Below are 19,948 nucleotides of genomic sequence, written 5' to 3'. Positions count from 1 at the left end.
GGTGGTTCTCACCGGTCGCGTTGGCCCGCCAGCGCGTGCTCCCGCTCCGGCTCGGTGGGCCGGGCGGTGCGGTAGATCCGTTCGATGATGTCGATGGTCCGGTGTGCCTCGGCGACGGCCGCGCCCCGGCTGGCCGGGGCGGTGAGCAGGCCGGGCAGGGCATCGAGTTGGCGGTCGTACTCGGTGCCGATCGGCTCGGCCGGCAGCGGCAGCGCGACGGTCTCGCCGTCGCGGGTGCGGGTGAGCACCGGCGTCGGCTCCCGGTTCGGGCTGAACCCGAACGTGCAGCGCAGGGTTGCCGTGCCGGCGACGCCCTGCACGGTGATGGTGGTGCGGTCCAGCGCCTCGTGCGACGCCCAGCAGGCGTGCACGGCGACGGACGCGCCGTCGGCGGTGAGCAGGAACCCCCGGGCGGTGTCCTCGACGTCGCCCCGCGACCCGCCGACCGAACCGTCGCCCCGCAACGCGCCTGCGGCAGCGGCGGAACCGGCGGGGTCGCGCCAGACGGCGTGCGCGGCGGTGTCGTTGACGAAGTCGGCGGAGACGCTGCCGACGGCGTGGGTGATCCGGGTGGCCGGGCCGAGCAGCGGCAGCACCGTGTCGAGCAGGTGCCAGCCGAGGTCGACGAGCGCGCCGCCGCCGGAGAGGTCGCGGCGGGTGAACCAGCCGCCCGCGTCGGGCACCCCCCGGGCACGGACCCACGCCACGTCGACGTGCCGGATCGGGCCCAGCTCCGCGGCGGCGTCGGCGAGGGCCCGCACGTCGGCGCGCCACCGGGCGGCGCTGCCGGCCAGCAGCACCGCGCCGCCGGCGCGCTCCGCGTCGGCCAGCAGCGCCGCCTCGGCGGAGCTGAGGCAGACGGGCTTCTCCAGGAACACGGGTACGCCCCGGCGCAGCAGCCGGGCGGCGACGGCGGCGTGCAGGTGGTTGGGCACGGCCACCACCACCAGGTCCGCCGCGCCGGCGGGCAGGTCGTCGACGTCGGCGTACGCGAAGGGCACCGCGTGGGTGTCGCGGGCAGCTTCCCGGACGGCCGGCTGCGGATCGACCAGGGCCGTCACCTCGAAGGCCGGGTGCGCGGCGAGCCGGGGCAGCCAGATCTCCCGGCCGGCCCAGCCGAGGCCGACCACGGCGACCCGGATCGGGCCGCCGGGCGGCACGGCGACGCCGGAGACGGCCGGCGGCGGGGTGGTCATCCGGCGAGGACGTCGGCCAGCACGGCGGCGATGTCGTGCATCTGCTGCTCGGTGCCGAGCAGGGTGCGGTGGTGCAGCCAGACGCAGTCGGAGTGGATCTGCTCGACGTTGGGGCAGCGGGCGGCGATCTGCTCGACGGTCTCGTCGGGGGCGCCGGCCTTCCAGAAGCCCTCGCACCGGTAGATGGCCCGGAACGCCACGAACGCGGGCACGCCCCGGGCGATGAGCGCGTCGACCACGGCGCGGCGGCGCTCCGGGGTGATCCCCGGGATGCGGAACATGGCCATGTAGTGCGGGTTACGGTCGGTGCGCGGGTCGATGGTCTGCGGGACCACGCCGGGGATCTCGGCGAGCAGGCCGGCCAGCAGCGGCCAGCGCTGCTCGCGTACGTCGATCTGGCCGGCGAGGCGGGCGAGCTGGGCGCGCAGCACGGCGGCGGTGAACTCGCCCATCCGGTAGTTGGAGCCGGTGGTGCGGTGCAGGTAGTCGCGGTCGGTGCGCGGCCGGCCGCAGCTGTGCACGAGGAAGGCGCGCTCGCGGGTCTCCTCGTCGGGGAAGAGCACCGCGCCGCCCTCGCCGGCGGTCATCAGCTTGCCGTTCTGGAAGCTGAACGCGGCGACCGAGCCGAGTTCGCCGACCTTGCGGCCCTGCCACTGCGCGCCGTGGGCGTGCGCGGCGTCCTGGAGCAGCGCCACCCCGGCGTCGGCGGCGATCTTGTCGAGCGCGTCCATGTCGGCGAACTGCCCGGCCATGTGCACCGGCATGATCACCTTGGTGCGGTCGGTGACGGCGGCGGCGACGGCGGCCGGGTCGACGCAGTAGGTGTCGAGGTCGACGTCGACCGGCACGGCGACGGCGCCGAGGCGCTGCGCCGCGAGCGACGACGAGATGAAGGTGAACGCCGGCACGATGACCTCGGTGCCGGGCCCGACGCCGAGCACCTCCAGGGCGACCTCCAGGGCGTGGGTGCCGTTGGTGACGGCGAGGGCGTGCGGCGTGCCGTGGTACGCCCCGAACTCCGCCTCGAAGGTGTCGACCTCGCTCCCGCCCATCCGCCACCACTGGCCCTGTTCGAGGGCGCGGATCAGGCCGGCTCGTTCCTCGTCACCGAACTGCGGCCACTCGGGGAACTCCGGCACCGTCGACGGCTGACCACTCATGACTTCCCACTTCCCAATCCAGGAGGACCAGCGGTTCCCCGGCCGTCCCGCGGCGGCTGGACGCAGCGGTCTCCAGCTGGCAACGTCATCGGCTCGCGGTGGACGCTAACCGACCCGGCAGCCTGCTCACTTCCCCTAGCGGGCCCCTACCCACCCCTTAGTTCGCCGGTCGGTCGGTGGTGCCCGGCCCGTGGTCGGCGGGTGGCGTAGTAAGACTGCGGGGAATCTGTCGCCGGCCCCGCCGGGTCGCCCCACGCGAGGTGAGCTGTGTCCGACGTGCTCCTGCTGAACGGCCCGAACCTGGGCATCCTCGGTCGACGCCAGCCGGAGATCTACGGCACCGACACCCTCGCCGACATCGAGCGGGCGGTCGGCGAGGAGGTCGCCGCGCGGGGCTGGAACGTCGTGGCGGTGCAGCACGACTGCGAGGGCGCGCTGGTGCGTACGGTGCAGGAGCACTACGACACGGTGGGCGCGATCGTGAACCCGGGCGCGTTGATGATCGCGGGCTGGAGCCTGCGCGACGCGCTGGCCAACTATCCCCGGCCGTGGATGGAGGTCCACCTGTCCAACGTGTGGGCCCGGGAGAGCTTCCGGCACGACTCGGTGCTCGCCCCGCTGGCCAGCGGGGTCATCGTCGGGCTCGGCCCGCTGGGCTACCGGCTGGCCGCCCGCGCCCTCGTCGCCACGGTCGGCTGAGCCCGGCCGGAAGGCAGGACCCCCCGCGTCGACCGGCCCGCCGGGGCCGGGCAGCCCGACAGGGTCCCGGCGACCCGTCACCCCCTCCACTAAGGATGTTTCCGTGCGGACTCCCACCATCACCCTCAGCATCATCCTGGCCGCCGTGTTCATGGCCACGGCCGTGCAGAAGCTCGTCGGCGAGCGCAAGACCCGCGAACGGATGGACCACCTCGGCGTCTCCGCCGGCCTCACCCGGGTCATCGGGGTGTTGGAGCTGGCGGCCGTCGTCGGCCTGCTCGTCGGGCTGTTCTGGCCGCTGGCCGGGCTCGCGGCGGCGGTCGGCCTCGTCCCGCTGATGATCGGCGCCGCCGGCTACCACCTGCGCGCCCGGGACCCGTTCGCGGTGACGGTGATGCCGATCGCGTTCGGGTTGGCGGCCGCCGCGCTCGCGGTGCTGCACGTGCTCCAGAGGTGAGACCGGTGCCCGGGGGCAGCGACAGGGACCACGTCGGCGTCCTCGGCGTCGATATCGGCGGCACCAAGGTGGCGCTGCGCGCCGAGGAGTTCGCGGCCGGGCCTGCGGAGGGCGCGCGCGCCGCGGAGGTCCGGGTCGCGACGGGAGCGGGCGTCCGGGCGTACGAGCGGGTGCTGACCTGGCCCGGCGGCGGCGTCGAGGCCGACGTGGCGGCGCTGGCCGACGCGGTCGGCGCGCTGCGCGCGGAGTCGGGGCTGCGGTTCGCGGCGGTCGGGGTGGCGATGCCCGGCACCACCGGCCCGACGGGCCGGGTGGTCGTGTGGCCGGGCCGGCCGAGCTGGGCGGGGTTGCCCTTCGACGAGACGCTGCGCGGGCTCTTCCCGGGCAGCCGCACCGCCTGGGCCGACGACGGTGACCTGGCGGCGCTGGCCGAGGCCCGGCACGTGGGCGCGCAGGACGTCGTCTACCTCGGGGTCGGCACCGGCGTGGGCGGTGGCGTGGTGCTCGGCGGCCGGCCGCTGCCGGCGCCGGGCCGGGGCTCCCCCGAGGTCGGCCACCTGGTCGTCGACGTCGACGGGCCCCGGTGCGACTGCGGCCGGCACGGCTGCCTCCAGGCGGTCGCCTCCGGGCCGGCGACGCTGCGCCGGGCCGCAGCGGCCCGGGGCGGCGAGGTGGGCTTCGCCGAGCTGCGCGACGGGCTGGCGCAGGACCGGCCGTGGGCCCACGACGCGGTCCGACCGGCGGGTACGGCCCTCGCGGCAGCCGTGGTCAGCCTGGGCGAGCTGCTCGACCCGGCGGTGGCGGTGCTGGGCGGCGGCTTCGCCGCCGGGCTGCCCGGCTTCGTCGACCTGGTCGGTCGGGAGGTGATCCGGCTCGCCCGGCCGGGCCGCCCGGCCCCCGCCGTGCGGGCCGCCGCCCTGGGCGGGCTCTCCTCGCTGCACGGCGCGGTGGCGCTGGCCCGGGACCTGGCCGCGCCCCGCTGAAGCCGCACCGGCCCGGGTCGACCCGGGCCGCCCGTTCGACCGAGAGGAACGCACATGATCAGGATCGGTGTCGTCGTCGGCAGCACCCGGCCGGGCCGCAAGGCGGAGGCCGTCGCCGCCTGGGTGCGGGACATCGCCGCCCAGCGCGGCGACGCGACCGCCGAGCTGGTGGACCTCGCCGATCACGCCCTGCCGCACCTGAACACGCCGCTGCCGCCGTCGATGGCCCCGTCGGGTGACCCGGCGGTGCGCCGGTGGGCCGCCCGGATCGCCGCCTTCGACGCGTACGTCTTCGTCACCCCGGAGTACAACCACTCCGTGCCCGGGGTGCTCAAGGACGCGATCGACTACCTCTACCGGGAGTGGCGGAACAAGGCGGCCGGGCTGGTCAGCTACGGCGTGCACGGGGGCACCCGGGCGGCCGAGCACCTGCGGCTGGTCCTCTCCCAGGTGGAGGTCGCCGACGTCCGGTCGCAGGTGTCGCTCTCCCTGGTGACGGACTTCGTCGACTTCACCGAGTTCCGGCCGGCCCCGGCGCAGGCGAAGGCGGTGGGCGAGATGCTCGACCAGGTGGTCGCCTGGGCGGGCGCGCTGCGCGTGCTGCGGGGGCGCTGACCCGGCCGCCACGGACCCGCCCCCACCAGCACGGACGGCCGGGACGGCTGGCGGCGACAGGGTGGGCATAGACTGCGGGCATGGGGCAGCATCGGTGAGCGGCGACGGGTGCCCCGCGCTGCCCACCGACCACGTCTGCTGGCGCCACGACGACCCGGCCGCCTTCGAGGCCGCCGCCCGCGCGTTCCTCACCGTCGGCCTCGCCGCAAGCGAGGAGCTGTGGTTCGTGACGGAGCGGGATCCGGCCGGGGCCCGCGAGTGGCTGGCCGCCGTCCCCGGGCTGGCCGACGCCCTGCGTGACGGCAGCGCCCGGGTCGTCCCGCTCGACGGCACCTACGTCGACGGCCGGGTCGCCGACCCGGCCGCCCAGGTGCGGGCCTACGCGGAGGCGACCGAGGCGGCCCTGGCCGCCGGCCACGCCGGGCTGCGGGTGGTCGCGGAGGCCACCGGGCTGGTCCGCACCCCACGGCAGCGGGTGGCCTTCACCCGCTACGAACACCTGATCGACGGCTACATGCGGGCCCACCCGTTCTCCGCCATGTGCGTCTACGACCCCCGTGAGCTGGGTGCGGCGGCGGTCGCCGAGCTGGCCTGCCTGCACCCGGCGGGCAACGTCGACGACGTGCTGTTCCGGCTCTACGCGGCGGGCCGGGGCCGCACGGGGCTGGCCGGCGAGCTGGACCGGTCGGCCCGCGACCTGCTCGCCACGGCGCTGGAGCGGGCCGCGCCCCGGCCGGTCGACGGGCGGGTGGTGTTCGAGGCGGGCCGGCTGCGCTTCGCCGACCACCGCTGCCTGCAGCTCCTGGGCGAGTACGCCCGCGGCCTGGGTGCCGTGGCGGTGCTGCGCGGCCTGCCCGGCGTCGGCGTGGCCCGCCTCGTCGACCTGCTGGGCCTGCCCGGGATACGGGTGGAGGCCGCGCGGTGAGGACGGGTGCGGCGGCGGGTCACCGGGGCTACTTCCACGAGGCGGTCTGTTATGCCTCCGAGGAGGAGCTGCTGACGGTCGTGCTGCCGTTCCTGCTCGGCGGGGTCGCGGCCGGGGAGCCGACGGTGGTGTCGCTGGGCGCGCGCAACGCCGCCCTGGTGCGGGGCGCCCTGCCCGCCGGCTGCGGGGTCACCTTCCTGCCCGGCGGCGACGTCTACGCCCGGCCGACCGCCGCCATCCGCTCCTACCGCGAGATGCTCGCCGGGCACGTGGCCGACGGGGCGCGGCAGATCCGGATCGTCGGGGAGCTGCCGCCGGTCGCCCTGGGGGTGACCTGGGACTGGTGGGCCCGCTACGAGTCGGCGATCAACCACGCGTACGACGAGTTCCCGCTGTGGAGCATGTGCGCGTACGACACGCGCAGCACGCCCGCGTCGGTGCTGCGGGACGTGGCGCGCACCCATCCCCGGCACGCCACCCCGGACGGGCGGCACGTGCCGAGTCCCGACTACACGGAGCCGACGACCTACCTGCGGGAGAACCGGCCGGCGCCGCCGGACCCGCTCCAGTCGACGCCGCCGGTGGTCGAGCTGTCCGAGCCCACGGCGGCGCAGGCCCGGGCCGCCGTGCACGCCGCCGGCGGGGGCCGGCTGCCCGTCGACGACGTCGAGGACTTGGTGGTGGCGGTCAGCGAGACGGTGACCAACGCGCTGCGCCACGGCCAGCCGCCGGTCTGCCTGCGGCTGTGGGTGGGGCCGGACCGGCTGGTGGCGACGGTCTCCGACGGTGGCGACGGGCCGAAGGACCCGTTCGCGGGGCTGCTCCCGGCCGGCGACGGCGCCGAAGGCGGCCTCGGCCTGTGGATCGCCCACCAGTCCTGCAACCACGTGTCGGCGCACCGGGGGCCGGGCGGCTACACGCTGCGGCTGACGGCGGGCAACCCGCACTTCGTCGCCTGAGCCCGCCCGGCCCGCCGGCTCAGGGGATCGTCACCCCGTACGCGCCGAGAATCTCGTTGATCGGCTGGTAGTAGGTGGTGCCGCCGGTGGTGCAGTTGCCGCTGCCGCCGGAGAGGATGCCGACGATCCTGCCGGTGGCGGCGACGTAGAGCGGGCCGCCGCTGTCGCCGGGTTCGGCGCAGATGTTGGTGCGGATCAGGCCGGTGACCGAGCCCTGGGCGTAGTTGACGGTGGCGTTGAGCCCGGTGATCGAGCCGCACCGCACGCCGGTGGTGGCCCCGCTGCGGCAGACGGCCATGCCGACGACGGGCGCGGCGGTGCCGGTGACGGTCAGCGTGCCGGGGTAGGTGTGGACGGCGCTGGGGTGGGCGATGGTGGTGGAGGTGTAGCGGACGATGCCGTAGTCGTTGCCGGGGAAGCTGCTGCCGGCGCGGGAGCCGAGGACGCTGGTGCCGGCGCTGTCGGCGTACCAGGTGGTGGCGGTCGTCGTGCAGTGGCCGGCGGTGACGAAATAGTAGGTGCTGCCGCTGCGGACGTTCGCGCCGAGCGAGCAGCGCCCGCCGCCGGCGGCGTAGACGGCCTGCCCGCCGGCGATGAGGGTGCTCAGCCGGCCCGGTTCGCGGCGGACCACCGCGCCGGTGGTGGCCAGGCGGGCGCGCAGGGCGGCCAGTTGACCCTCGCCGACCGTGTCGTCGGCGGCGACGGTGGTCCGGCCGGTCGCCGGGTCCACGGTCCACGCGGTGCCGGCCGGCGCGTCGGCGACGACGACCGGGGCGGGCGCGCCGGTCGGGGCGGTGGGGGCGGCGTGGGCGGCCACCGGCGGCACGAGCAGGGGTACGGCGAGCAGGAGGGCGAGCAGGGGGAAGCGGCGCATCCGAACCTCCATGTATCGGCGTGCGTGGATGCGTACAGCTTCCCTGTCCGGGCCCGCCCGGATCAAGTGCCCTGACGGTCGGCGACCACCACGGCGATGCCGTCGAGCACCCGCTGCAGGCCGAACTCGAACGCGTGCTCCGGCCCGTACGCCGCGCCGTGCGCCTCGCCGGCCGCGGTGCCGACCCGGGCGGCCGTCGGGTAGCTGCCCGACTTCATGAACCGCTCCAGCCAGGGCGCGTGCGACTGCCACCACTGGCCGTCGGTCATGCCGGTCTCGCGCTCCAGGTTCACCACGTCCAGCTCGGCCCGCGCCGCGCTCCGCACGTGGCCGAGGACCAGGGTGAGCACGGCGTCCATCTCGACGTCGTCGAGCCCGACGTCGGCCACCGCGCCCAGCTCGTAGTCGTACTTGGCGAGCAGGTTCGGGCCGAGCACCGGCCGGCTCGTCTCGGCGCGCAGCAGCCACGGGTGGGCGCGGTAGAGCCGCAGGTTCTCCCGGGCGATCTGCTCCAGCCGGGCCCGCCAGCCGCCGGGCACGTCGACCGGGCGGCTCATCTCGCCGTAGAGCGTGTCGACCATGACGTCGAGCAGCTCGGCCTTGCCGGGCACGTACGTGTAGACCGACATGGTGCCGGCGCCCAGCGCCTCGCTGACCCGGCGCATGGTGAGCGCGTCGATCCCCTCGGCGTCGGCGATCTCGATCGCCGCCCGGACGATCCGGTCGACGCTGAGGCCGGGACCGGCGCTGCGGCTGGCCGGCTCGCGGGTACGCCAGAGGATGGCCAGGCTGCGGGCGGGGTCGACCTTGCCCTTGCGCGCGTTCGACATAGTGCCGCCATCCTAACGGCGGGATACCGTACCTCGTACGGGGCGAGCGGCGGGGCCGACAGCGTCAGCTCTGGGGAAGGTCGAGCAGCGCGTCCGCCGGGTCGGGGCCGGGCGGCCCCGCCGGCCACCACTGGCCCGCGCGCCTGCGGAACGGATACCAGCGGCCGTCGCGGCCGTAGCGCACCTGCGCGTCGCGGCCGACCGTCCACCGGTTGCGCCAGTTGCGCACCTCGGGCGCGGCACCGTCGACCCCGCCCGCCTCGCGCAGCGCGTCGGTGGCCCGGGCGACCAGCTCCCTCGGCGGGGTGAACACCGCGTCGACGACGTCCACGCCGGCCGCCCCCGCATACTCCCAGGCCCTGACGGCCCGGGGCAGGTCGGCGGCCCGGCCGCTGGCCTCGCCGAGCCGCTTCGCCGCCGCAGACCGCGGCATCCGGGCCGCCAACCGCACCGCGTCGCACCAGGCGTCGGGCTCGGGGACGATCGGTCCCGCCCTGGTCGCGCCTGGAGGCGACGACGCCGGTCCCGCGAAGCTCGCGAGCAGGTCCCGGGCCCGGTGCGCCGCGTCGGCGGCGAGCACCCCGAGCGCCTCGGCGTCGATGCCGGGCGCCTCGTGCCCGGCGAGCAGCGGGGCGAGGGCGAGGGGCTCGCCGGTGACCGGCCCCGGCGACGCGGGCAGGGCGGCGGGCGGCGCGGCGTACGCCTGCTCGGCCGGGGTGCCGGCCGCCTCGTCGGTGGCGTCGGCGGCGACGGACCGGCGGGCGTTGCGCCGGCGCAGGTCCGCCATCAGCTCCGCCTCGCCCCGCCCACGCATCAGCAGCAGCACGAACGGGTCCCGGTCGAGCAGCCACGCCGCCTGGTACGCGAGCGCGGCGGCGTGCCGGCACGGGTGGTCCCAGGACGGGCAGTCGCACTCGGGGTCGAGGTCGCCGTAGCCGGGCAGCAGGCGCACCCCGGCGTCGTCGGCGGTCTGCACCAGGTCGTGGGGCATGTCCCGGTCGAGCAGGGCCGCGATGTGCCCGGCCTTCGCGGCGACCCGGTCGAGCAGCCGGTCCCACTCGGCCGCGGCGAGGGTGCCGACGCGCACGATGGTGTCGTGCGGGGTGTACTGGTCGCCGTCGTGCACCCCGGCGGAGATCCGGCCGGGGCTGACGGTGATCGACCCGACCTGCCCGGCGAAGGCGTACCGGCGGCCCTTCTTGAGCTGCTCCGGGTCGAGGGCGGTGCGCTCCATCGACTCGATCCAGGCGTTGCCCCACCAGGTGTCGGCGAACTTCCTGCCGACCCGCCGGCCGGGGCCGAACCTCGGGAAGCTGCGCGCCCGCCGCTCGTCGGCGGTCGGCCCGGCGCCCGGCTCCCGCTCGTCGTCGGGCTCCGCCTCGTCGAAGTCGAAGTCGATGTCGAAGTCCACGTCGCGGCCCCTCATCCCTGGTGGCGCAGTTGCACGAGCCGGAGCAGCTCGGCGTCGGAGAGTTCGGTCAGGGCGGTCTCGCCGCCGGTGAGCACCGCGTCGGCCAGCTCCCGCTTGGCCTCCAACAGCTCGGCGATCCGGTCCTCCAGGGTGCCCTGGGCGATCAGCCGGTGCACCTGCACCGGCTTGGTCTGCCCGATCCGGTACGCGCGGTCGGTGGCCTGCTCCTCCACGGCCGGGTTCCACCACCGGTCGTAGTGGACGACGTGGTCGGCCCGGGTCAGGTTCAGGCCGGTGCCGGCCGCCTTGAGCGAGAGCAGGAACACCGGCACCTCGCCGGCCTGGAACCGGCGCACCAGCTCCTCGCGCTGCGGCACGGGCGTGCCGCCGTGCAGCAGTTGCGCCGGCACGCCCCGCTCGGCCAGGTGCCGCTGGAGCAGCCGGGCCATCTGGACGTACTGGGTGAAGACCAGCGCCGCGCCGTCCTCGGCGAGGATGGTCTCCAGCAGGTCGTCGAGGAGTTGCAGCTTCTCCGACCGGCCGGTGAGCGGGCCGTGCGCCTCCTTCAGGTAGTGCGCCGGGTGGTTGCAGACCTGCTTGAGGCCGACGAGCAGCTTGAGCACCAGGCCGCGCCGGGCGATGGTGGTGGTGGTGGTGCTGGCGCGGATCTCGGCCAGCACGTCGGCGACCACCCGCTGGTAGAGGGCCACCTGTTCGGCGGTGAGCGACACGAGGTGGTCGGTGACGGTCTTCGGCGGCAGTTCGGGGGCGATGCCGGGGTCGGACTTGCGCCGCCGCAGGAGGAAGGGGCGGGCCAGTCGGGACAGCCGCGCCACGGCGGGGCCGTCGCGGTCCACCTCGATCGGCCGGGCCCAGGTGGCCCGGAACGCGCCGACGGAGTCGAGCAGGCCGGGGGTGGTCCAGTCGAGGATCGCCCACAGCTCGGAAAGGTTGTTCTCCACGGGCGTGCCGGTGAGCGCGACCCGGGCCCGGGCGGGGATCGCCCGCAGCGCCTTCGCGGTGCCGCTGAGCCGGTTCTTGACGTACTGCGCCTCGTCGGCGACCACCAGGCCCCACTCGTGCCCGGCGAGGCTGCCCGCGTCGAGGCGCATGGTGCCGTAGCTGGTCAGCACGAACCCGCCGGTGAGCCCGTCGAGGGACCGGGCGGTGCCGTGGAACCGGCGGACGCTCGCGCCCGGGGCGAATCGGCGGATCTCCCGCTCCCAGTTGCCGAGCACCGACGCGGGGCAGACGACGAGGGTGGCCCCGGCGGTGGCCGGCTCCGCCTGGCGGCGCAGGTGCAGCGAGATGACGGTGACGGTCTTGCCGAGGCCCATGTCGTCGGCGAGGCAGCCGCCGAAGCCGAGGGAGGTCATCCGCTCCAGCCAGCGCAGGCCGCGTAGCTGGTATTCGCGCAGCGCGCCATGGAGCCCGGCCGGCGGTTCCAGCGGCTCGGGGCCGGCGTCGGGTTCGGCGATCCGTTCGCGCAGCGCGCCCAGCCAGCCGTCGGCGACCACGTCGACCCGTTCGCCCTCGACCTCGGTGCTGGCGATCAGCGTCGCGGCCAGGGCGTCGTACGCCCTGCGCGGCGGGAGCTGCCGCTCGCGGGCCCGGCGGGCCAGCTCCGGCTCGACCGCCACCCACCGGTCCCGCAGCCGGACGATCGGCCGGGACTTCGCCACCAGGTCCATCTCGTCGTCGGTCAGTGCGTCGCCGGCCAGGGTGAGCTGCCAGCTCAGCGGCAGCGGCGCGGCGGATCGGAAGAACTCCGCCACCTCGGCGGGCCGTTCCGGCGGGGAGCTGACCAGCACCCGGGCGGCCAGCTCGCGGGAGATCCCGGGCGGCCACTCGACGTCGATGCCGGCGGCGGCGAGCCGCGCCTGAGCGCCGCCGAGCAGGTCGACCAGGTCCTCGTCGAGCAGCTCCAGCTCGACCGGCGCGGCGTGGTCGAGGAGCCGCTCCAACGGCGGCCACACGACGGCGGCGCGGCGCACGGCGAGCATGGCCTCGAAGGTGGCCTGCTCGCCGAGGCCGTGCCCGTCGCCCTCCCACAGGGCCGCCGCGTCGGCGACCAGCGTCGGGTCGGCGAGGCTGCGCAGCCGCACCACGGCGGCGAGCGGCGTGCTGCCGAGGTCGCCCCGGCCCTCCAGCCGCAGCGCCACCCGCAGGCCGGTGTCGACGCCGGCGGAGACTTCCCGCGCCCAGTTGCGCAGGTCGTCCACGGGCTCCGGGTCCAGGCCGGCGAACCGGGGGTCGCCGGTCAGCCACGTCGCGGCCGGGCTGCGCGGCAGGGTGTCGGCCACCGCGTCGAGGAAGGCACGGACCAGCCCTTCCGGCTCGGGCAGGGTGAGGTGTTCGGCAGCGGCGTCGACCGGTATCGCCCGCGCCTCGGGCGGCATCGCCGCCGCGAGGGCCCGGATGCGTTCCACGTCGGCCACGTCGAGGGGGCCCACCCGCCAGGCGTCCCAGCCCTGCGGGGAGACGCCGGGCAGGATCCGCCCCCGGGCGGCCAGGTGCAGGCCGGTGACCGCCACCGCCGACCAGAACGCGGCGGCGGGGGTGGGGGCGGCGGCGTCGCGCAGCGCGGCGAGCTGCCGGACCGCGTCGCCGACCGGCACGGCGCAGGCGGGCACCGTCCAGACCGCCACGGGGCCGTCGAGCCGGAGGGCGAGGTCCAGCTCGCCGCACTCCCCCAGCGCGTCGAGCTCCTCGGGCAGCGCGTGCCCGGCGGGGTCGTAGAAGCTGACCGTGCCGGCCCGGGGCGGGTCGCCCGGCTCGAAGACGACCGCGAACCGGCCGAGTCGCACCGTGCCTCCAGCGGTGATCGGGCGGGCGGCGACCGCCCGCCGAGGGAAGGACAATCCTAGCGTACGTCGTACCGTAGGCGGCACGATCGCGGCGGGCGTCAGCGGCCGAGGGCCCGGTACCTGCGCACCGACAGCGGCAGGAAGACGGCGACCAGCACGACCGGCCAGATCAGCGCCAGCGCGGGCGCGTGCTGGACGGCCCAGGAGTCGCCGCCCCAGCCGGGGTTGCCGAACAGCTCCCGGGTCGCGCCGACGGTCGCCGACAGCGGATTCCACTCGGCGACCGTGCCGAGCCAGCCGGGCATGGTGGCCGGGGCGACGAACGCGCTGGACAGGAAGCCGAGCGGGAACTCCAGCGTCTGCACTCCGGCCACGGCCTGCTGGCCCTTCAGCACGAGGCCGAGGAAGACCCCCACCCAGACCAGGGCGAAGCGCAGCAGCAGGATCAGCCCGAACGCCGCGACGGTGTCGCCGACGCCGCCGTGCGCCCGCCAGCCGACCGCGAGGCCGACGAGCAGCATCACCGCGAGGGTGAGCACCGCGAAGAGCAGGTCGGCCGCCGCCCGGCCGACCAGCGGGGCCAGCGGGGAGACCGGCATCGAGCGGAGCCGGTCGGTGACGCCCCGGTCCAGGTCGGCGGAGACGGCGAGCGTGGTGAGGCTGATGCCGAACACCATGGTCATGGCGAACATGCCGGGCATCAGGAACTCCCGGTAGTCGCCGCCGCCGGGCACCCGCAACGCGCCGCCGAACAGGTAGGCGAACATCAGCACCATGACGATGTCGAACCCGAGGGCCGCGACCAGCGGCCCCGGGTCGCGCCGCCAGTGGGCCAGGCTGCGCCGGGTCAGCGTGACGCTGTCGGCCAGCAGGGCGGGGCGGCCGGGCGTCACGTGCGGGGACGCGGTGTCGGGCAGGGTCGTGCTGGTCACGCGGGGACCTCCTCGGCGGTCTCGGTGCGGCGGCCGGTCAGGTGCAGGAACACCTCGTCCAGGGTCGGCCGGCGCAGCGCCACGTCCTCGACGGCGACACCGGCGGCGTCGAGCGCCCGCAGCAGCTCGGTCAGCGCGCCGGCCCGGTGCTCCACCCGGGCGCTGACGAGCCGCCGGTCCGGGTCGACCTCCGGCTCGCCGCCGGCCACCCGGCCGAGCTGGGCCCCGGCCGCGGCCAGGTCGGCGGCGTCGCGGACGACCAGGTCGATCCGGTCGCCGCCGAGCCGGGCCTTCAGGTCGTCGGGGGTGCCCTCGGCGATGACCCGCCCGCCGTCGAGCACCGAGATCCGGTCGGCGAGCCGGTCGGCCTCGTCGAGGTACTGGGTGGTGAGCAGGACGGTGGTCCCCGCGCGGACCAGCTCGCGGACCGCCTCCCACACCTCGTTGCGGCTGCGCGGGTCCAGCCCGGTGGTCGGCTCGTCGAGGAAGAGCACCGCCGGGGCCAGGATCATCCCGGCGGCCAGGTCGAGCCGTCGGCGCATGCCACCCGAGTACGCCTTGACCGGCCTGCCGCCCGCGTCGGCGAGCCCGAACCGGTCGAGCAGCTCGTCGGCGCGCTGCCGGGCGCGCTTCGCGCCGAGGTGGCACAGCCGGCCGAAGATGACCAGGTTCTCGTGGCCGCTGAGCACCTCGTCCACGGCGGCGCGCTGCCCGACCAGGCCGATGCGGTGGCGCACCTGGTCGGGCCGGCGGGCCACGTCGAAGCCGGCGACCTCGGCGCGGCCGGCGTCGGGGCGCAGCAGGGTCGACAGGATCCGCACGGCGGTGGTCTTCCCCGCCCCGTTCGGGCCGAGCAGGCCGCACACCGTTCCCGGCCGCACCCGCAGGTCGAAGCCGTCCAGGGCCGGGGTGTCCCCGTACCGCTTGCGCAGCCCCTCCGCCGCGATCGCGTATCCACCCGCTGTCACGTCGCCCCCTCCGCCGCACCCCACCAACCTTGCCGTACAAGATACGGTAGCACGTACGGGCAGGGCGACGGTGACGCCGCTACCGGCCGATCGCCGTGTAGCGGGCCTCCGTGGCGGCCTTCTGCGGCCCCCACCACCACTCGTTGCGGCGGTACCAGTCGATGGTGGCGACCAGCCCGTCGGCCAGGTCCCGGTGGCGGGGACGCCAGCCCAGCTCCCGGCGGATCTTGGAGCTGTCGCAGGCGTAGCGCAGGTCGTGGGCGGGGCGGTCCGGCACGTGGTCGAAGTCGTCGGCGGGCCGGCCCAGCAGCGTCAGGGTCAACTCCAGCAGGGCACGGTTGCTCCACTCGGCCCCGGAGCCGATCAGGTACGTCTCCCCGCACACCCCCGCGTCGAGGATCAGCAGCACGGCGTCGTTGTGGTCGTCGACGTGGGTCCACTCCCGCACGTTCGCGCCCGTGCCGTAGAGCTTGGGCCGCTGACCGCGCAGCACGTTGGTGATCTGCCGGGGCAGGAACTTCTCCACGTTCTGGTACGGCCCGTAGTTGTTCGCGCAGTTGGACGTCGTCGCCCGCACCCCGTACGACCGGCCCCACGCCCGCACCAGCAGGTCCGAGGCCGCCTTCGTCGCCGAGTACGGGCTGGACGGGTCGTACCGGCTCTGCTCGGTGAACGCCCCGCCGCCGTGCAGCGGCAGGCTGCCGAACACCTCGTCGGTGGAGACGTGGTGCAGCCGCCGGTCGTGCCGGCGAACCGCCTCCAGCAGCACGAACGTGCCCTCGACGTTGGTACGCAGGAACGGCGTCGGGTCCTGCAACGAGTTGTCCACGTGGGACTCGGCGGCGAAGTGGACCACCGTGTCGCAGTCCGAGACGAGGGCGTCGACCAGGTCGCCGTCGCAGACGTCGCCACGGACGAAGGTGATCCGGTCGGCGACCTCGGCGAGGCTGTCCCGGCTCCCGGCGTAGGTGAGCGCGTCGAGCACGGTCAGCCGCAGGCCCGGCCGGGCGGCCAGCGCCCGGCGCACGAAGTTGGCGCCGACGAACCCCGCACCCCCGGTGACCAGCATGTGTTCCATGCCGCGACGCTAACCGACGCGGCCCGCAGCGGGGTCGGACCCGGCCACCTGGGCGCACTGCCTAGGCTCGCTGCCGGGCGGACTGTCCACCCCACACACGGCGCGGAGGTGCGGAATGAGCGGGCCCAGCCCCACCCAGCGGTCCCTCACCCGGGACGACGTGGCCTGGCACGTCCGGGCCTCCCTCGGCCCCGGGCGTGACGTGGTCGACTGCGGACCGCTCGGCGGGGGCGGCTTCGCCACCGTGTGGTGGCTGACGCTGGACGACGGCGCCGCGGCCGTGCTGAAGGTCGCGCCGCCGCCCGAGGCCCGCCTGCTGCGTTACGAGCGCGGCCTGGCGGCGGCGGAGGCACGCTACTTCCGGCTGGTCGCCGCACACGCGCCGCAGGTGCCCGTGCCCCGGGTGCTGCACCACGGCCGGGACCCGGAACGCGGCGAGTGGCTGCTCACCGACCGGCTGCCCGGGCGTCCCCTCGCCGAGCTGACGGCCGACGTCGACGCCGGTCCGGCCCGCGCCGACTTCGGCGCCGCCACCGTCGCGCTGCACCGGATCACCGGCGACCGGTACGGCTACGACGGCGACCGGGCCGGCGGGCCGACGTGGTCACGCGCGTTCGCCGCGATCATCGACGACCTGCTCGCCGACGCGGTGGACTGGGACGTCGCCCCGCCCGGCGGGCCACGGCTGATCCGGGAGCTGGTGCGCCACCACGCGGGGGCGCTGGACGAGGTGCGCCGCCCCGCCCTGCTGCACTTCGACGGCTGGGACGGCAACGTCCTCGCCGCGCCGGACGCGACCGGCGCGTACCGGATGTGCGGGCTGGTCGACGGCGAGCGTTACCTGTGGGGCGACCCGCTGCTGGACCTGGTCTCGCCGCTGCTGTTCCGGCGGGCCGAGGACGAGCCGGACCACCCCTTCCTGCGCGGCTGGCGGGCGGCCGGCGGCCAGCCGGCGGCGTTCGACCCGGCGGCCCGGGTGCGGCTCGGCCTCTACCGGCTGCACCTCTACCTGCTGATGATCGTGGAAATGCCCAGCCGGGGGATGACCGGGGAGAACGCGTCGGGCCGGTCCACGCTCCTGGTCGAGCTGCTCGACCGGGAGCTGGCCGACCTCGGCCGGGGCCTGCCCCGCCCCTGAGCCGGCGTCCGCCGACGGTTCCGGGTCACTCGGTGGGCATCGGGGCCGGCTCCGCGCTGCCCATCCGGCCCGGGTCCCAGTACGAGCCGTCCGGGGACGGCGCCCGGCTGCTCGACGCGCCGCTGTCCCCCACGGACGCCGGCGCCGCCGGCCGCTCCCCCGGCCCGGACCGGCGGGCCGCCACCCCGGCCACCACGACGGCGACCACGACCACCGCGACGGCCACCGCCACCGCCGCACCCCACCCCTGCCTCATCCCGCACTCCTCTCCGCCGCCCCCGCGGCGACGCGGGACCGGGAACCCGACGCCCGGCCACGACCACACTCTTTGGACGCGCGCCGCCCCCGGCCGGATCCGTCGGGTCCGGGCCGGGGGCGGGCATCACCCGATCGGATGACTCAGACGCGGGCCGCGACCGAGTTGTAAACGTCCATGACCGCGGTGTCGAAGTACGAACTCTTGTTCACCCCGGCGCTGTTCAGTGTGCTCATGATTCCGTTCACGTAGCCGTACACGTCGTTGTAGAGGCGTAGCCAGACCGAGCCGCTGGAGCCGCCCGTGAAGCCGCAGTTGAGGGCGATCTTGTTCTCGCTGCCGGGCCGGTACGTCGTGCCCTGGCAGTACTGCTGCCACCCGCCGTCGTACGGCGGCGCCGCCGGGTAGGCGAGGATGGTGACGGCCTGGGTGTAGCTGTAGTTGACCGAGAGCCCGTTGCCGCCGACCCGGTCGACCAGCCGCTGGCCCGACGCGTTCGGGTACACGGTGATGTACGAGACGTCCCGGTCGAGGTTGCTGTCGTTGATCCAGGCGTTGAACGCGGTCAGGTACTTGGCCGACCACCGGCCGTACGGCTCGGCGCCGTAGTTGTAGAGCGGCACGAAGACCCAGTTCTGCATCCACTGGCCGCCCCTGCCGCCGTGCACGCAGTGCCCGGCGCTCATGACGAGCAGCTTGGAGGTGCTGTTCACGGCACCGGCCGAGCAGACGTAGTTCTTGCCGTCCACGGGGTTGTAGAAGAAGACCTTGCCGACGGTGGCGGACGCGGCGACGTAGGCGCTGATGTCCCCACCGGCCTGCGACGCGACGCTGGAGGCGGCCGTCACGGTGGGCGCGGCCGGCGGCACGGAGCGGGCCGGCCCGGTCGGCTTCAGGCCCTTGCCGGCCACGGCTCCCGCCTTCTTGACCAGCACGTCCGCCGAGATCGCGGTGCGCATCCGCTCCTTGGTCCAGTAGTCGCTCGCCTGCTGGGCGGCGGTCAGCCCGCTGCGGGCCGCAGTGGTGGAGGTGGTCGCCGCCACCGTGGTGGCCGACGCTCCGCCGACGGGGGCTGCCTGCGCGGGCCCGGTGCCCACCAACACCGTCGCCGCGACGAGCGCGGCGGACGCGGTGACCGTGGCCACCCGCCGGATGTCCGGAAAGTGCATTCGTTCTCCTCCCACCAAACACATTGGCGCTTGTCTAAGCGCTCGGCACAGCATGCGGCGCCGCGAAACGGCGACGGAAGGACCCGGGGCCGTCAACTCTGTCGCTGACAGTGTGTCCGCGACCTGACTGACCGCAAGGATTCAACATCGGACAGTGGTGAAGCTCGGAGGTTTCCGGGCCAGCGCCAAGATGTGGGGAGAACGCCAATGGGCCGGCTCACCCGCCCTCTCGTGCCAGCAGGTCCCCTCGCCGACTTCTACGACCGACTACACGCCCTGCACCTCGCCGCCGGCCAGCCCAGCGTGCGCCGGCTGCAACAGCTCACCCGCGCCGAGCGGCGGCCCCGGGGCATCAACCCGACGTCGATCCACGCGGTCTTCACGCGCCCCCGCCTGGCCCGGTGGGAGGTGGTGGGCGAGATCGTCCGGGTGCTCGACGGCGACGTCGAGGAGTTCGCCACGTTGTGGCGTCGGGCCAACCGCTGCCAGTCGCACGACGACAGCCTGGTCGACCCTGCGCCGCACGCCCGGCCGTGGGCACCCGCCGACGCCACGCCCGTCCCCCGCGAGCTGCCGCCGGACGTGCTGCCGTTCACCGGGCGCGGCCCGGTCCGCGCCGCGCTCGACGGCCTGCTCGCCGAGGGCGCCACCCGGGCCGCGATGATGACCGTGCTGCTCACCGGCTCGACCGGGATCGGCAAGAGCGCGCTGGCCGTGCACTGGGCTCACCGGGTCGCCGACCGCTTCCCCGACGGCCAGCTCTACGCCGACCTGCGCGGCGAGAGCCCCGGGCAGCCGCCGACACCGGTCGAGGTGCTCACGGCCTTCCTCGACGCCCTCGGCGTCGCCACCGCCGACCTGCCCGCGTCGCCGGCCGCCCTCGCCGCCCGCTACCGCACCCGGATGTCGGGGCGCCGGATGCTGGTGCTGCTCGACAACGCCAGCACCGTCGGGCAGGTGCGCCCCCTGCTGCCCGGCTCGCCCGGCTGCCTGGTCCTGGTGACCAGCCGGGACGGCCTGGCCGAGCTGGTCGTGCGGCACGGGGCGCGGCGGCTGGAGCTGGGTCCGCTGAGCGCGGAGGCGGGCGTCGAGCTGCTGCGCGGGCTGATCGGCGACCGGGTCGACGCCGACCCCGAGTCCGCCTACGACCTGGTCCGGCGCTGCGGCGGTCGGCCGCTGGCCCTGCGGGTCGCGGCGGAGCGGATGACCGCCCACCGCACGACCGCCCTGGCCACACCCGCCCTGCCGGGGCCGCCCCTGGCACCGGTACGGGTGGTGGACCACCCCCGGTTGTGCGTGCAACGGTCGACGGCGCTGGCTGACTCTGGGTGACCCTCCTCCGACCCCAACCGACCTCGCACGCCCCCTTTGCTCTGCACCCACGGACGCAGCACCCAGCCGGGCTGCACGCGAACGCAAACGCGAACGACGCCGCGACCGGCGGACCGTCGCGCTGCGTAGGCGTTGCGTATGCGGGTGCAGAGCAAAGGG

At 75.6% G+C, this 19,948-nt stretch carries 19 protein-coding genes; 8 read left to right on the top strand and 11 right to left on the bottom strand.

Features of this window, described 5'->3' with window-relative positions; genetic code table 11:
- Positions 1 to 8 precede the first annotated feature (8 nt).
- Positions 9 to 1,196 (bottom strand): Gfo/Idh/MocA family protein, encoded by a 1,188-nt coding sequence (locus LPA42_RS18275; RefSeq protein WP_077937003.1) that lies wholly within the window; start codon positions 1,194 to 1,196, stop codon positions 9 to 11.
- The gene (locus LPA42_RS18270; RefSeq protein ID WP_077937002.1) at positions 1,193 to 2,356 is read right to left on the bottom strand and encodes a DegT/DnrJ/EryC1/StrS family aminotransferase; all 1,164 of its coding nucleotides are present in this window, start codon (positions 2,354 to 2,356) and stop codon (positions 1,193 to 1,195) included. The genes LPA42_RS18275 and LPA42_RS18270 overlap by 4 nt, the downstream gene beginning before the upstream one ends.
- Positions 2,357 to 2,623: 267 nt before the next feature.
- Between LPA42_RS18270 and LPA42_RS18265 the strand changes: the two genes are divergently transcribed.
- From LPA42_RS18265 to LPA42_RS18240, 6 genes are all read left to right on the top strand, one after another.
- A complete protein-coding gene (locus LPA42_RS18265) occupies positions 2,624 to 3,055 on the top strand; it encodes a type II 3-dehydroquinate dehydratase (RefSeq protein WP_043962699.1) in 432 nt (143 codons plus the stop codon).
- 103 nt (positions 3,056 to 3,158) lie between these two features.
- Positions 3,159 to 3,512: a DoxX family protein gene (locus tag LPA42_RS18260; protein ID WP_077937001.1), complete on the top strand. Its 354-nt coding sequence runs from the start codon at positions 3,159 to 3,161 to the stop codon at positions 3,510 to 3,512.
- A 5-nt stretch (positions 3,513 to 3,517) separates the two neighbouring features.
- Positions 3,518 to 4,495, top strand: coding sequence for an ROK family protein (locus LPA42_RS18255; protein ID WP_077937000.1), 978 nt, complete (start codon positions 3,518 to 3,520; stop codon positions 4,493 to 4,495).
- Between the two features lie 54 nt (positions 4,496 to 4,549).
- Positions 4,550 to 5,110, top strand: coding sequence for an NADPH-dependent FMN reductase (locus LPA42_RS18250; protein ID WP_077936999.1), 561 nt, complete (start codon positions 4,550 to 4,552; stop codon positions 5,108 to 5,110).
- A 94-nt stretch (positions 5,111 to 5,204) separates the two neighbouring features.
- A complete protein-coding gene (locus LPA42_RS18245) occupies positions 5,205 to 6,035 on the top strand; it encodes an MEDS domain-containing protein (RefSeq protein ID WP_077936998.1) in 831 nt (276 codons plus the stop codon).
- The gene (locus tag LPA42_RS18240; RefSeq protein ID WP_077936997.1) at positions 6,032 to 6,994 is read left to right on the top strand and encodes an anti-sigma factor RsbA family regulatory protein; all 963 of its coding nucleotides are present in this window, start codon (positions 6,032 to 6,034) and stop codon (positions 6,992 to 6,994) included. The genes LPA42_RS18245 and LPA42_RS18240 overlap by 4 nt, the downstream gene beginning before the upstream one ends.
- 19 nt (positions 6,995 to 7,013) lie before the next feature.
- Here LPA42_RS18240 and LPA42_RS18235 read toward each other — a convergent pair whose 3' ends face one another.
- The 7 genes from LPA42_RS18235 to rfbB all read right to left on the bottom strand — a co-directional run bounded on the left by LPA42_RS18235 (position 7,014) and on the right by rfbB (position 15,894).
- The gene (locus LPA42_RS18235) at positions 7,014 to 7,868 is read right to left on the bottom strand and encodes a S1 family peptidase (protein WP_077936996.1); all 855 of its coding nucleotides are present in this window, start codon (positions 7,866 to 7,868) and stop codon (positions 7,014 to 7,016) included.
- A 62-nt stretch (positions 7,869 to 7,930) separates the two neighbouring features.
- Complete coding sequence (locus LPA42_RS18230; protein ID WP_077936995.1) at positions 7,931 to 8,698, bottom strand: TetR/AcrR family transcriptional regulator; 768 nt, start codon at positions 8,696 to 8,698, stop codon at positions 7,931 to 7,933.
- Positions 8,699 to 8,762: 64 nt separating this feature from the next.
- Positions 8,763 to 10,109, bottom strand: coding sequence for an SWIM zinc finger family protein (locus tag LPA42_RS18225; RefSeq protein WP_228986706.1), 1,347 nt, complete (start codon positions 10,107 to 10,109; stop codon positions 8,763 to 8,765).
- A gap of 11 nt (positions 10,110 to 10,120) precedes the next feature.
- Positions 10,121 to 12,916: a DEAD/DEAH box helicase gene (locus LPA42_RS18220; protein WP_077936993.1), complete on the bottom strand. Its 2,796-nt coding sequence runs from the start codon at positions 12,914 to 12,916 to the stop codon at positions 10,121 to 10,123.
- A gap of 98 nt (positions 12,917 to 13,014) precedes the next feature.
- Complete coding sequence (locus tag LPA42_RS18215) at positions 13,015 to 13,848, bottom strand: ABC transporter permease (protein WP_077936992.1); 834 nt, start codon at positions 13,846 to 13,848, stop codon at positions 13,015 to 13,017.
- The gene (locus LPA42_RS18210) at positions 13,845 to 14,816 is read right to left on the bottom strand and encodes an ATP-binding cassette domain-containing protein (protein WP_077936991.1); all 972 of its coding nucleotides are present in this window, start codon (positions 14,814 to 14,816) and stop codon (positions 13,845 to 13,847) included. Before LPA42_RS18210 ends, LPA42_RS18215 begins: the two co-directional genes overlap by 4 nt.
- Before the next feature lie 79 nt (positions 14,817 to 14,895).
- Complete coding sequence (rfbB, locus tag LPA42_RS18205; protein WP_198956503.1) at positions 14,896 to 15,894, bottom strand: dTDP-glucose 4,6-dehydratase; 999 nt, start codon at positions 15,892 to 15,894, stop codon at positions 14,896 to 14,898.
- A gap of 115 nt (positions 15,895 to 16,009) precedes the next feature.
- On the opposite strand from rfbB, the gene LPA42_RS18200 reads away from it, so the two are divergent.
- A complete protein-coding gene (locus LPA42_RS18200; protein WP_077936989.1) occupies positions 16,010 to 17,032 on the top strand; it encodes a phosphotransferase family protein in 1,023 nt (340 codons plus the stop codon).
- Positions 17,033 to 17,057: 25 nt separating this feature from the next.
- Here LPA42_RS18200 and LPA42_RS18195 read toward each other — a convergent pair whose 3' ends face one another.
- The gene (locus tag LPA42_RS18195) at positions 17,058 to 17,288 is read right to left on the bottom strand and encodes a hypothetical protein (protein WP_144082591.1); all 231 of its coding nucleotides are present in this window, start codon (positions 17,286 to 17,288) and stop codon (positions 17,058 to 17,060) included.
- A gap of 143 nt (positions 17,289 to 17,431) precedes the next feature.
- Positions 17,432 to 18,457, bottom strand: coding sequence for a serine protease (locus LPA42_RS18190; RefSeq protein ID WP_077936987.1), 1,026 nt, complete (start codon positions 18,455 to 18,457; stop codon positions 17,432 to 17,434).
- A gap of 231 nt (positions 18,458 to 18,688) precedes the next feature.
- On the opposite strand from LPA42_RS18190, the gene LPA42_RS34500 reads away from it, so the two are divergent.
- Entirely contained in the window at positions 18,689 to 19,789 is a 1,101-nt protein-coding gene (locus LPA42_RS34500) for an NB-ARC domain-containing protein (protein WP_158229398.1), read from the top strand.
- The last annotated feature ends 159 nt before the right edge of the window (positions 19,790 to 19,948 follow it).

Origin of the sequence: Micromonospora sp. DH13, assembly GCF_020873825.1 — a bacterium.
In the GTDB taxonomy this organism is placed as follows: Bacteria; Actinomycetota; Actinomycetes; order Mycobacteriales; family Micromonosporaceae; genus Micromonospora; species Micromonospora haikouensis.
This window is presented reverse-complemented; position numbering and strand designations above follow the sequence as displayed.

What these genes read in the sequence shown, in the direction of transcription:
- LPA42_RS18275 (WP_077937003.1), bottom strand. Translation starts at nt 1,196, where the DNA reads ATGACCACCCCGCCGCCGGCCGTCTCCGGCGTCGCCGTGCCGCCCGGC.
- LPA42_RS18270 (WP_077937002.1), bottom strand. Translation starts at nt 2,356, where the DNA reads ATGAGTGGTCAGCCGTCGACGGTGCCGGAGTTCCCCGAGTGGCCGCAG.
- LPA42_RS18250 (WP_077936999.1), top strand. Translation starts at nt 4,550, where the DNA reads ATGATCAGGATCGGTGTCGTCGTCGGCAGCACCCGGCCGGGCCGCAAG.
- LPA42_RS18235 (WP_077936996.1), bottom strand. Translation starts at nt 7,868, where the DNA reads ATGCGCCGCTTCCCCCTGCTCGCCCTCCTGCTCGCCGTACCCCTGCTC.
- LPA42_RS18230 (WP_077936995.1), bottom strand. Translation starts at nt 8,698, where the DNA reads ATGTCGAACGCGCGCAAGGGCAAGGTCGACCCCGCCCGCAGCCTGGCC.
- rfbB (WP_198956503.1), bottom strand. Translation starts at nt 15,894, where the DNA reads ATGGAACACATGCTGGTCACCGGGGGTGCGGGGTTCGTCGGCGCCAAC.
- LPA42_RS18200 (WP_077936989.1), top strand. Translation starts at nt 16,010, where the DNA reads ATGAGCGGGCCCAGCCCCACCCAGCGGTCCCTCACCCGGGACGACGTG.
- LPA42_RS18195 (WP_144082591.1), bottom strand. Translation starts at nt 17,288, where the DNA reads ATGAGGCAGGGGTGGGGTGCGGCGGTGGCGGTGGCCGTCGCGGTGGTC.
- LPA42_RS18190 (WP_077936987.1), bottom strand. Translation starts at nt 18,457, where the DNA reads ATGCACTTTCCGGACATCCGGCGGGTGGCCACGGTCACCGCGTCCGCC.